The sequence below is a fragment of the Agrobacterium leguminum genome (assembly GCF_005144435.2).
GTDB lineage: Bacteria > Pseudomonadota > Alphaproteobacteria > Rhizobiales > Rhizobiaceae > Agrobacterium > Agrobacterium leguminum.
Genome location: NZ_CP120211.1, coordinates 1,738,763 through 1,751,745 on the forward strand (window position 1 = coordinate 1,738,763; position 12,983 = coordinate 1,751,745).

The window sequence follows — 12,983 nt, forward strand, 5'->3', positions numbered from 1 at the left end:
CCCCGCGCCGTTCGTCAACCAGCTTAAAAGGAAGTCAGCCTCGCTTGCCACACAAGCTTACGGCGTGGCGGGAGCGTTTTCAGGCGCCAGTTGCCGGATCGCGTTTTCCGTCGGAGGCACCACCAGAACCGGCGCCGATTGCCGCTCGGGCGTCGGCTGTTGCCCCTGTTCCTGTTGTTGCTGTTGCTGCTGCAACCGCTCCTGCTGTTCCTTTTCCTGACGCAGGCGTTCTTCGGCCGCAGCCTTCAAACGCGCCTCTTCTTCGGCCTTGGCCTTGGCTTCCGCCTCCACCCGTTCCTTCTCGGCCTGCCGCTCGGCCGCCTGCGAGCGATAAAGCGCCACTTCGCGGCGCAGGCGCTGCTTTTCGAGAACGCTGGCCTGCATGGCCTCCACCCGACGGCGCTCCTTTTCGAAAGCCCGGAGCGACAGGTAATTGCTGAGCGCCGAAACGTCGGTCGTCAAAGCCGGCGCGGCAAGCGGGCCGTTATAATTCAGGCGCACCGAAGGCTCGGCCCCCGCAACCGTTTCGGTGCCGGGATTGAACAGGAGATCGAGGTCGCCGTTCACCGTCGAAGCAGCAAGATCGACCGTTGCATCGGCCGTGAGCGTTACCGGATCGATCCCCGCACGCAAATTCTTGAAATGAAGCGCGCCGCCATTCAGCGAGAATGGCAAGGCCACATCGCCGAGGCCGATTTCGCCCTGCCACAGGCTCTGGTCCACCAGCGGCCGCACCTTGGGCGCGTCGATCGGTTGCTGCAAGCCGTCCGCCGCCTGCAGGATCGGCGGCAGGGTGCCGGGATTGAGCCCCTTCAGCACCAGCCCACCGGCCCGGATTTCACCCGAACCGCCTGCCGATTTCAGCATTTCACCGACGCTCTTGCCGGTCGATTCGGCCGTCAGGTCGATGGCGACCCGGCCCGCCGCGACCGGCCCGTTGGCATTCGCCCACAGGATCGGCTCCGGATTGGCGTCGGTTACCGCGATCTTGGTGCGGAAAATGCCCGCCCCCTCGCCCGTGGACATGGCGAGCCGTCCCGTGAGTTTGCCGCCCATGAAGGTGCCGGCAACATCGTCGAGCGAGAGGCCGCCCGCATCATGCGTGACCTGGGCCGAAACACCCGTGACCGTGCCGAAGGGGCCCGCCTCGAAGCTTTCCGCTTTCAAGGCAAGCGAAGCCTTGAGCTGCGGGAAGGCGGCCATGGCCAGCGGCTTGGCGTTGAGCGCCCCGGTTTCCGGATCGATCACCGGCCCATAGATCGCATCGCCCAGCCAGGCGAGATCGGCCGTTCTGACCGCAAGATCGCCGGTAACGGGATAGGGCGCGGCGCGCTGGAAGGCCAGATTGCCCGAGAACGGATTTCCGCCCGCCTGCCCGCCTATCGAGGAAAGCGCGATCTTTTGCCCATCCACCGCCACTTTCGCATTGGCCTTCAACGCCATGCCACCGCCAAGCTGCGGCAGGCCGACGGCGTTCATGATGAGATAGGGCTCGATGTCAGCGCTTTCGAGCGCCACGTCGGCGCTGCCCTCACCGAAATTGGCGGCCGCAACGGCAAAGGAACCGTTCATCGAAAAATGCGTGCGCTCCGTCGAGAAGCGCAGTTCGGTCTGGGCGGGCGAGCCGAGCGTGCCGTTGAGCTTGATGGACAAAAGCCCCTCGCCATCCGCATCGAAGGGCAGCGGATCGAGCCCCGCCTGCCCGAACAGGATGGCCGTTGACTGGTTTTTCAGAACCGCTTCCAGCGACATGGCGGTATCATCGGTGATCGACAGGAAATCCGGCATCTTGGCCACGGCCGACAGCCGACTGCCATTGACCGTGCCGGAAACGGCGACATTGGCGCCGCCATTTTCGCTATTGACCGAAACATCCATTGAGAGATCGGAATTGGCGTACCACGGCGCGCTCGCCGCCAGACGGCTGAGGAATGGATGGTTCGGCAATTTCTGCTGCAGCATGGTGAAGAACGGCTGCATATCCGCCGCATGCAGATTCACCGTGCCCTTGCCCGCATATTTCAGCAGCGAACCCTGCAGCTCACCCCTCGCCCTGACCTCCGCACCGGCGATGTCTCCGGCCGTCATGTTCTCCAGCGAGAGAACGCCGCCCGCCATGGTGAAGGCGGTCTCGACATGATTGGCGGTGACACCGGCCATGTTGAACCGGTCAGCCTTGAATTTTGCGGTAATGCGGTGGTCGAGGACGGAACTGCCGACCTGATCGCCAAGCGCCAGACTGCCGAGCGCCTTCAGCGCATCGAGATCGATTTCGTTACCGGCAAGATCGATGGAAAGATTGGAGGTCTTGCCGTCGGAGCGTCGTTCGAGCTCACCCTTCAGCGACGCATCGCCAACTGCAAGCTCCAGATTGTCGAAACGCTGGTTGAGCGTCGTCAGCGAGACATCGGCGGAAAAACCGGCGGCATTGAGCTGGCGGATCGCCGGATCGACGGAACCGGAAAGCCAGTTCGCCAGACCCGAGGGCTGGTTGGAGGCGAGAAGCAGATTGCCGTTGAAGGCGGGGCCGCCGAGAAGCGTCAACGATCCCTTGGCCTCAAGTTGCGTCCGGCCCGGCAGGGTCGCCACGGCATTCACCACCTGCCAGCCGCTGCCTTCCGGGCGCACATCCAGCCTGATGTCGCGAATGGTCGTGTCATCGGAAACGAGCGCCGGAAGGCTGATGCTGGCCTTGCCCGGCACCGGCGGCACCGGAATGCGGGCCACCATGGCCGCAAAGGCCTCGATACGCTGGCGCACAGAGGCGGTGGGCTGGCGCGAGGTCTTGCCCGCCTGCACGACGGGCGGCGCAAACCGGGCGACATCGATCTGCTGGCCATCGGCCGTCAGCAGGAATTCCGGCTTGGCGCCGGTATCGAGCGTCGCTTCCCCGGTCACGACATAGGGATTTTCACTGCCGCCCAGCTCCATGCGGTAGCTCGGGATACGCACGCTTTCATTGGTGAGTTCAAAGCTGCCGCGGGTGCGCGGCGAGGAAAACAGCGATTGTCCGGCCTGCTGCTTCTGCTTTTCGTCTTCGCGAAAACTGAAGGAGAAAGAACCGCTATAGGCCGGCTTTCCCGCCGTTGCGGCAATCGCGCCATCGAGATCGACCTCGACCGGATGTTCGTCCGGCACCAGCCGCACCCTGAGCCCCATGCGGCCGGCGGCATAATCCGGCTCGCTGCTGGAAAGCGAGAAGGAGCCCGGATGCCCGTCGACGGCGGCGCGTCCCTCCGCCTTCCACGGCCCGGCCAGCGAATTGGCGGACATGTCGGCATTGAGACCGGTCACGACACGGTTGCGGCCGGATTGCTCGTCGATGAATTCGATCTGCCCGCCTTCGATCTGCACGCTCTCCAGAACCACGGTGCGGGCTGGAATTTCCGCACGGCTGCCGCGCATCCAGTCCAGCGTGCCATCCTTCAGCAGCCTTATCTTGGCTTTCGGTTCCTCGATGCGCATGTCGAAGATGCGCGCCTCGCCGGAGAGGAACGGCGCAAGCTCGGCATCCATGGAAAAACGGGCGACCTGAATGAGCGGCGATCCATCCGCATCCGTTCCGGCGCGCACATCATGCAATGTCACCGAGGGGAAAGGCAGGATACGGGCTTCGACGCGGCCATGCACCACCACCTTCTTGCCGAGAATACGGCTTGCCTGATCCTCGAAATCGCGGCGGAAATCCGTCCAGTCGACGAAATAGGGAATAAGCAGCGCCGAAAACAGCACCACGGCCAGCAGTCCGCCCAGAAAAACCAGAATACGTCCGAGCACTGACCTGCATCTCCCTTCGCGAACGCTGCAAACCTATTCTTTTCTGCCTTAACGGCAAGCAGCCTTTTGTACCAATCAAATATGAGAATGATCAGACAAGACGGAACAACTTGCCCGGATTGAAGATGTTATCGGGATCGAGCGACGTTTTGATGGCACGCATCATATCGAGCGCATTTCCCGCCTCTTCGGCAAGAAAACTCATCTTGCCCTGGCCGATGCCGTGTTCACCGGTGCAGGTGCCGTCCATGGCGATGGCGCGGCGGTTGAGGCGGGCGACGAAGGCTTCGGTTTTCGCAACGCTTTCCGCGTCCTTGCCGTCGAAGAGGATGAGGACGTGGAAGTTCCCGTCACCCGCATGGCCGACGATGGGTGCGAGAAAGCCGTTTTCCTCGATGTCCTGCTGGGTTTCCACCACGCAATCCGCCAGCCGCGAAATCGGCACGCAGACATCGGTGGAAAGCCCGTCGAGATGCGGCGCGAGCGCGCGGGACGCCCAGTAGGCATCGTGCCGCGCCTTCCAGAGCTTGTTGCGCTCGGCCGCGTCGCTGGTCCAGCGGAAATCGACGCCGCCGCATTCGGCGGCGATCTCCGCAAACTGCTGCGATTGCAGCGCCGCCGTTTCCTCGGTGCCATGGAACTCCACGAAGAGCGTCGGCTTCTCCGCATAGTTCAGGCCGGAATAGGCATTGCAGGCGCGCACCTGCACCTCGTCCAGCAATTCGATGCGGGCGACCGGAACCCCCATCTGGATCGTCATGATGACGGCATCGCAGGCCGCCTTGACGCTGTCGAAGGTGCACACCCCGCCGGCGATCTTTTCCGGAATACCCTGAAGCCGCAGCGTAACGGAGGTAATGACACCCAGCGTCCCCTCTGCACCGACGAAAAGCCGCGTCAGATCGTAACCTGCGGACGACTTGCGGGCGCGGCGGGCAGTGCGGATTTCCTCGCCATTGGCGACGACGGCGGTAACGGCCAGCACATTGTCTTTCATCGTGCCGTAACGCACGGCATTGGTGCCAGAGGCCCGCGTCGAGGCCATGCCGCCAATGGAGGCATTGGCGCCGGGATCGATGGGGAAGAACAGGCCGGTATCGCGCAGATAGACATTGAGGTCCTCGCGCGTCACACCCGGCTCCACCGTCACGTCAAGATCTTCGGCATTCACCTCAATGATGCGATTCATCCGGCTGAAATCGATGCAGATTCCGCCGTTCGGCGCATTCACCTGCCCTTCCAGCGAAGACCCCGTTCCGAAGGGAATGACCGGCACCTTATGTTGCGCGCAGACCTTTACCACCGCCTTCACATCGTCCGCACTCTCGGCAAAAACGACGCCGTCAGGCGCCTGCAGGGTCAGATAGGTGGTGGTGTGGCCGTGCTGCTCGCGAAACGCCTGTCCGGTCTGGAGCCTGTCGCCGAGCTGCTGCTTCAGCACCGCGAGCGCAGACGCGATACCCTCTTCGTTCCGCTTTCCCGCCACCACATCTTTCAGCGCCATCGTCCGTCTCCACCTCAACATCTGCCCGTAACGGATTCGATCCGTTACGAAATTCCGTCAGGTGGTATGGGATAAGGTTAACGCTTTGTCCAGCATCGCGATTGCGCCAAACACTGTTTGGCGGCAACCGTTTTTCACTCCGCCGCCAGCAACGGCTTGTCCTCTTCCAGCGCCTTGCGGCGGGCGGCAAGTTCAAGCTCGCGGTGAAGGCGGATTTCCTCATCCGCCTGCGGTTTGGCGAAGCGGGCAATCAGCAGGTAGGAGACCGGCGTGATGTAAAGCGTCACCAGCGTCGCAAAACCGAGGCCGCCGACGATGACCCAGCCGAGCGCGATGCGCGCTTCCGCGCCGGCCCCCTGCGCCAGCACCAGCGGCACGCCGCCGAGAATGGTCGCAATCATCGTCATCATGACAGGGCGCAGGCGGATGCTGGTGGCCTTTTCGATGGCCTCGCGCACGGTTGCGCCCTGATCGCGCAGATGATTGGCGAATTCGACGATGAGAATACCGTTCTTGGCCATCACCCCGACGAGGAGTACGAGCCCGATCTGGCTATAGACGTTGAGGCTCGAGCCGGTGACCAGCAGCGCGATGACCGCGCAGGCAAGGCCGAGCGGCACCGTCGTCATGATGATGACCGAACTCAGCACGCTTTCGAACTGCGCGGCCAGCACGAGGAAGATGATGGCGATGGCGAAACCGAAGGTCAGCAACATGCCGCTCGAATTTTCCTCCAGCGTCGCAGCCTCGCCCAGCGGCAGCAGACGGGCGCCGGGCGGCATGACGGATTGCGAGAGCTCATTCACCTTTTGCAGCGCCTCGCCCAGCGAAACGCCATCCTTGAGGTTGGCGGTAAAGCCGACGGAGGGAAGCTGCTGCTCGCGGTTGAGCTGCGGCGCAACCGCATTTTCCTTCAGCGTGGCGATGACCGACATCGGCACGATCTTGCCGTCGCCGGTTTTCAGGAAGACGTTTTCCAGATCGGTCGGATCGTTGATCGGCCGGGTGGAAGACAAAAGCCGCACGGGAATCGCATCGCCATCCACGAAGACGTCGACAATCGAGCGACCTTCCAGCAGTGACTGCATGGCGCGCGACAGGCCGGTGATGTCGATGCCGAGATCCGATGCACGCTCGCGGTCGATGGAGACGGAGATTTGCGCCTGATTGGGTTCATTGTCGAAACGCGGCGTGTCGAACAGGCCGCTTTCCTCCATGGAAAGCAGCAATTTCTGCGTCGCCTCGGTCAGCGCCGCATAGTTGCTGCCAACCATCGCCATCTGCAGGCCGTTGCCGGCACCGCGAATTCTGAGGCTGTTCGGCTGCATTGCATTGCCGCGCAGCGCCGGCACCCTGTTGGCGGCGGAAGTGACATCGGCGGCAATCTGGTTCTGCGTCCTCTCACGATCGGCCCAGGGCGCAAGCGTCAGCACCATGAAACCGGTATTGGACGAGCCGTTCATGCCGGTGATGGAGTAGATATTGCGGATTTCACCGCTGTCGCGCAGCGGCTGCAGGTTTTCCTCGATCCGCTGCAATTGGTCGCGGGTATAGTCGAGGCTGACGCCCTGCGGCGCGGTGACCCGCATCATGATCGAGGCGCGGTCCTCGCGCGGTGTCAACTCGTTCTGGATCATGCCGAAGGCGATCCATGACAGGCCGGAAAAGATCAGCGCCACGACGATGACGATAAGCGGATTGTTGAGGCAGGCGGAAAGCGTCGTTTTGTAGGTGGAGGCAAAGACATTGCCGAACCAGGCAAGCGGTCCCGTCGGCTCCTTCAGCCCCTCCTTCAGCATACGCGAGGCGAGCATCGGGCAGAGCGTCAGCGCCACGATGGAGGACAAGCCCACCGCGAAGGCCAACACGAAGCCGAATTCACGGAACAGGCCGCCAAGCTGGCCCGGCAGGAAGGAGAGCGGAATGAACACGGCGGCAAGCGTCGCCGTCGTCGCAATGACCGCGAAGAAGACTTCCTGCGTGCCGAGAACGGCGGCGGCGCGCGGCCCCATGCCTTCCGCCCGGCGGCGCACGATATTTTCCAGCACCACGATGGCGTCATCGACCACCAGACCGGTCGCCAGAACGATGGCAAGCAGCGTCAGAATATTGACCGAGAAGCCGACCATATAGATGGCGACGATGGTGCCGATCAGCGCCACCGGCATGGTAATTGCCGGAATGAGGGTGGCGCGCCAGTCGCGCAGGAAGAGATAGAGCACGACGACGACGATGATCGCCGAGAGACCGAGCGCCAGCTCGACCTCATGAAGCGCGCCTTCGATGAAGACGGCGTCGTCACTGGTCACGACGATGCGCGTACCTTCGGGCAGATTGGCCGACATGGTATCGACGGCGGCCTTCACGCCCGTCGAGATACTGAGCGTGTTCGACTGCGCCTGACGGATGACACCGAGACCGACGCCCTGCACGCCATTGGAGCGCAGCGAGGTGGATTCGTCATCCGCCCCAAGCATGACGGTCGCGACGTCCCGCAGGCGGATATTGTTCTTGATGAGAAGGTTGGAAAAGTCTTCAGGCTTGGTCAGGCTGGCCGTGGCGCGCACGACAATATCCTGCGTCGTGCTTTTCAGCGATCCCGCCGGCACATCGAGGGCAGCGCTGGCAAGCGCATTGGAAACGTCGGTCACCGTCAGACCACGGCTGGCAAGCGCCGCCTGATTGAGATCGACGCGGAAAACCTTTTCCTGATCGCCGTAAAGCTCCACATCGGCCACGCCGTCGACGGCGGCCAGACGGTCGATGATCTCGTCATCCACAAGCTTGGTCAGGTCTTCCATGCTGAGCGTGGAGGAGGTGACGGCAAGGCGCATGATCGGCTGGCTGTCGGAATCCGCCTTGATGATCTGCGGCTCGTCGGCATCGTCAGGCAACTCGTTGGTGACGCGGCCGATGGCGTCGCGCACGTCATTGGCGGCAACCGCCAGGTCGACATCGTCGCCGAATTCCAGCGTCACGCGGCTGGTGCCGAACTGCGAGTTGGACGAGATGGACTTGACACCGCTGACACGGGCCACCGCACCTTCGATGGTCTGCGTCACTTCCTGATCGATGGTTTCGGGCGCCGCCCCCTCATAGGTGGTCCTGACGCTGATCGTCGGCCGGTCGACGTCAGGCAATTCGCGCACTTCAACGCCGACCAGCGCCGCAAGGCCGGCAACGACCAGCAGCGTGTTGAGAACCGCCGCCAGAATCGGCCGGCGCACGAACAATGCCGTAAAGGCGAGTTTGGAATCCTGACCGGAGGAGGGCGGCTGCGTCGTCATTGGCTGGCAACCTCCTCGGGCTTCGGCTGGCTGCCGACGCGGACCGCGCCGCCTTCCCTGACACGCTGAAGGCCCTCGATTACGACAGGCTCGCCATCCGCCAGCTCCGCCTTGACGAGAACGGCATCGGGATTGCGCTGCACGATCTGCACCCGCACCTTGTTCGATTTATTGTCGGTCACACGCCAGACGTAGGAGCCTTCCGCATCCCACTGCACAGCCAGCGGATCGACCGAGGCATAGGTTTCCCCGGCAAAACGCATGGTGACGCCGAAGGACATGCCGGCCCTCAGTTCGTCCTTCTCATTGCCGAACTTCGCCCGGATGCGGATCGTGCGGCTCGCCTCATCGACGCGGTTGTCGACGGCCTCGATCTCGCCCTTGAAGGTCTCACCCGGCCGGGAAATGGACGTCGCCTCCACCGGCATGCCGACCTTGATCGCAGTTGCGAACCGCTCGGGAGCCCAGAAATTGACGAGAATTTCCGAACGGTCATCAATGCTGACGATGGTTGACTGCGTGGTGACGTTATCGCCGATATTGGCGGCGACGATACCCGCCACACCCTCTATCGGCGCAACGATGTCGCGGCGCTTGAGATTGAGTTCGGCGGTGCTCAGCGCAAGCTTGGCGGCTTCTTCGGCGATCTGCGCATCCAGCACATCGAGGCGGGAGACGGATTTCAGGTTCTTGTAGGAATTGGATTTTTCAACGGCGCTGCGCAGCGCCACCTGCGCCTTGTCGCGCTCGATCACCTGCTCTTCATCGTCGAGCCGCGCCAGCACCTGGCCTTTCACGACACGTGCGCCGGAAGAGGTGCGGATTTCGGAAAGCGTGCCGGAAGCCTGCGGCATGACGACAACCGACTGGATCGCCTCGCCATTGCCGATGGCGTTCAGCCGGTCATTGACCGTGCCCTTCTTCACCGGAGCCGTCACCACCAGTGTGGCGTTGCCGTTGCGGCGCGCACCGCCGGCATTCTGCCCTGTGGACGCACCGGCGGCCGGGCCGCCGGATGCGGCGACTTCGATCGCCCCGGCAGGCGTTTTGCCAAGCCCCATGCTGGCGAGCACATTGCGGGCTTCGGGCGAATAGAAGCCCCAGAGACAGAGCCCCGCTCCCACCACGGCAACACTGACACCCACCTGTTTCCAGACCCGCATATATTTCTCCGGTTGATCCGCGCAGCATAAAACATTCCCGAAAACGTGCGTTCCGGGACAGATGCAGTATTCCTGCTTGGCCGAGGCAAGGCAACGCACAAATCCGTTCCTTACGTAATTGTAATTTGGGCGCAATTGCCGCCAGAAGCAGTCAATCCGCAATCCATCCGTGCATTCCTGTCGCAAATATCCGCCATTGGGCTAATCTGCCCCCGAGACGCCATAACCGGAGGAAGCGATGAGCACCGTGACGAAGACCGAAAACCCGGAAACCGATCCTCGCGTCAAGGCGGTGTTCGATGACATCCGCGCCACCCGTAAATCGGATTTCATCAACAATATGTGGCTCTACCTCGCCTTCGATGCCGATCTGCTTGAAAAGACATGGGGTGAGGTCAAGGCGGTGATGGCGACACCTTCCGCGCTCGATCCCGTGGTGAAGGAAATGCTCTATATCGCCGTTTCCGTCACCAATGGCTGCTCCTATTGCGCCCATTCCCACACGGCAGCCGCCAAAGCGAAAGGCATGACGACAGAGCAACATGCCGATTTGCTGCGCGTCATCGCGCTTGCCGCCAAGACCAACCAGCTTGCGGTGGCGCTGCAAGTGCCCGTTGACGCCGCTTTCGACGCCGACAGGCAGACATGAAACGAAAAAATGCCTTGGAATGGGCGTTTTGACAGTTGATACCGGAATAAAAGCAGAACACGGTTCTGGCCTTTATATCCCGAATCACTACATTGGGCCGCATGAGCAACAGTTTTGACGATATGCCGTTCTTCGATGAGGAACCCGCCGCACCGCGCAGGGCAACGAACAATGCCGGTGCGGAAAGCAGCGGCGGGCTCGGCATTGCCGCCCGCGCCATGGCGGCGCGCGATCAGACGCGTGCTGCGCCCGACTATCTTTCCGGCCTCAACCCGGAACAGCGCGATGCCGTGGAAACGCTGGACGGACCCGTTCTCGTTCTCGCCGGCGCCGGCACCGGCAAGACCCGCGTTCTGACGACCCGCATCGCCCATATTCTCGCCACCGGCCGCGCCTATCCAAGCCAGATTCTTGCCGTGACCTTTACCAACAAGGCTGCCCGCGAGATGAAGGAACGTATCGGCGTTCTCGTCGGCGGCGCTGTCGAGGGCATGCCCTGGCTCGGCACCTTCCACTCCATCGGCGTCAAACTCCTGCGCCGCCATGCCGAACTCGTCGGCCTGAAATCGGACTTCACCATTCTCGATACCGATGATGTCGTGCGGCTGATCAAGCAGCTCATTCAGGCCGAAGGACTGGACGACAAACGCTGGCCGGCAAAACAGTTCGCCGGCATGATCGACGGCTGGAAGAACAAGGGCCTGACACCGCCGGATATTCCGGAGGGCGACAGCCGCGCCTTCGCCAACGGCAAGGGCCGCGAACTTTACACCGCCTATCAGAACCGCCTGAAAACGCTGAACGCCTGCGATTTCGGCGACCTTCTGATGCATCCCATCAGTATCTTCCGCCGCCACACAGATATTCTGAAGGAGTATCACCAGAAGTTCCGTTACATTCTGGTGGACGAATATCAGGACACCAATACGGCGCAATATATGTGGCTGAGGCTGCTCGCCCAGCGCGCCAAGGGCGAACCGCAGAATGTCTGTTGCGTCGGTGACGACGACCAGTCGATCTATGGCTGGCGCGGCGCGGAAGTGGACAATATCCTCCGCTTCGACAAGGATTTCCCTGGCGCCAAGGTCATCAAGCTCGAGCGCAACTACCGCTCCACCGAGCATATTCTCGGCGCGGCCGGCCATCTGATCGCCCATAATGAGGGGCGTCTCGGCAAGACGCTCTTCACCGAACGCAGCAGCCCGGATGACGAAAAGGTCGTGGTGCATGCCGCCTGGGATTCCGAGGAGGAAGCCCGCGCGGTCGGCGAGGAAATCGAACAGCTCCAGCGCAAGAACCATAATCTGAACGACATGGCGATCCTCGTTCGCGCCTCCTTCCAGATGCGCGAGTTCGAAGACCGTTTCGTCACGCTTGGCCTCAATTACCGCGTCATCGGCGGCCCGCGCTTTTATGAGCGCCTCGAAATCCGCGACGCCATGGCCTATTTCCGCCTTGTGTGCCAGCCGGCCGACGATCTCGCCTTCGAGCGCATCGTCAACACGCCGAAGCGCGGTCTTGGCGATACGACGATCCGTAATCTGCACGACTATGCCCGCGCCCGCGATATTCCGATGCTGGCAGCGGCCGCCGACATCATCGAGACCGACGAGCTGAAACCGAAGGCGCGCAAGGCGCTGTTCGATGTGGTGCAGGATTTCCGCCGCTGGCAGGGCCTCTTGGAAAACACCGAACACACCACGCTTGCCGAGCAGATTCTCGACGAAAGCGGCTATACCGCCATGTGGCAGGCCGACAAGACGGCCGAAGCGCCCGGACGACTTGAGAACCTGAAGGAACTCATCCGCTCGATGGAGGCCTTCGAGAGCATGCGCGGCTTCCTCGAGCACGTCGCCCTCGTCATGGATGCCGAGCAGAACGAAAATCTCGATGCCGTCTCCATCATGACGCTGCACTCCGCCAAAGGTCTGGAATTCGACACCGTCTTCCTGCCCGGCTGGGAAGAAGGCCTGTTCCCGCACCAGAGGGCGCTGGACGAAGGCGGGCGCTCCGGTCTGGAGGAAGAACGCCGCCTCGCTTACGTTGGCATCACCCGCGCCAAGAAGCTCTGCCATATCTGGTTCGTGTCGAACCGGCGCATTCACGGGCTGTGGCAATCCACCCTGCCCTCGCGTTTCCTCGATGAACTGCCGCCCGCCCATGTGGATGTCGCGGCATCCGACAGCAGTTACGGCGGTTATGGCGGACGCGGCGGCTACGGCCAGTCGCGCTTCGACAAGGCCGATCCTTTCACCAACAACTATTCCACCCCCGGCTGGAAGCGCGCGCAGCAGAACCGCAGCGACGCCACCCGTGACAATTGGGGCACCCGCTCCGGCCATGCGGTGGAACGCATCGGTTATGGCGAAAGCGGCCCGCGCACCCGCACGATCGACGGCGAACTGGTGGCGAAATCCGTTGCCGACACGCCATCGAAATTCTTTGTCGGCGACCGCGTCTTCCACCTCAAATTCGGCAATGGCAACATTTCCGCCATCGAAGGCAACAAGCTGACGATCGACTTCGATCGCGCCGGCCAGAAGCGTGTGCTGGACGGATTTGTGGAAAAGGTCTGATTCGACAACCATGAGTGCCCGAAGGCT

At 62.2% G+C, this 12,983-nt stretch carries 6 protein-coding genes; 2 read left to right on the plus strand and 4 right to left on the minus strand.

What is annotated here, in order from left to right:
- Window positions 1–57 precede the first annotated feature (57 nt).
- From CFBP4996_RS08620 to CFBP4996_RS08635, 4 genes are all read right to left on the minus strand, one after another.
- The gene (locus tag CFBP4996_RS08620; protein ID WP_080851436.1) at window positions 58–3,777 is read right to left on the minus strand and encodes an AsmA family protein; all 3,720 of its coding nucleotides are present in this window, start codon (window positions 3,775–3,777) and stop codon (window positions 58–60) included.
- A 91-nt stretch (window positions 3,778–3,868) separates the two neighbouring features.
- On the minus strand, window positions 3,869–5,281 hold the full coding sequence (locus CFBP4996_RS08625) for an FAD-binding oxidoreductase (protein ID WP_080851432.1): 1,413 nt from the start codon (window positions 5,279–5,281) through the stop codon (window positions 3,869–3,871).
- Between the two features lie 134 nt (window positions 5,282–5,415).
- On the minus strand, window positions 5,416–8,568 hold the full coding sequence (locus tag CFBP4996_RS08630; RefSeq protein WP_080851430.1) for an efflux RND transporter permease subunit: 3,153 nt from the start codon (window positions 8,566–8,568) through the stop codon (window positions 5,416–5,418).
- Complete coding sequence (locus tag CFBP4996_RS08635) at window positions 8,565–9,731, minus strand: efflux RND transporter periplasmic adaptor subunit (RefSeq protein WP_020812056.1); 1,167 nt, start codon at window positions 9,729–9,731, stop codon at window positions 8,565–8,567. Before CFBP4996_RS08635 ends, CFBP4996_RS08630 begins: the two co-directional genes overlap by 4 nt.
- 238 nt (window positions 9,732–9,969) lie before the next feature.
- Between CFBP4996_RS08635 and CFBP4996_RS08640 the strand changes: the two genes are divergently transcribed.
- Both CFBP4996_RS08640 and CFBP4996_RS08645 read left to right on the plus strand, forming a co-directional pair.
- Window positions 9,970–10,380 (plus strand): carboxymuconolactone decarboxylase family protein, encoded by a 411-nt coding sequence (locus CFBP4996_RS08640; protein WP_065655832.1) that lies wholly within the window; start codon window positions 9,970–9,972, stop codon window positions 10,378–10,380.
- A gap of 101 nt (window positions 10,381–10,481) precedes the next feature.
- A complete protein-coding gene (locus CFBP4996_RS08645) occupies window positions 10,482–12,956 on the plus strand; it encodes an ATP-dependent helicase (protein ID WP_080853128.1) in 2,475 nt (824 codons plus the stop codon).
- Window positions 12,957–12,983: the final 27 nt, after the last annotated feature.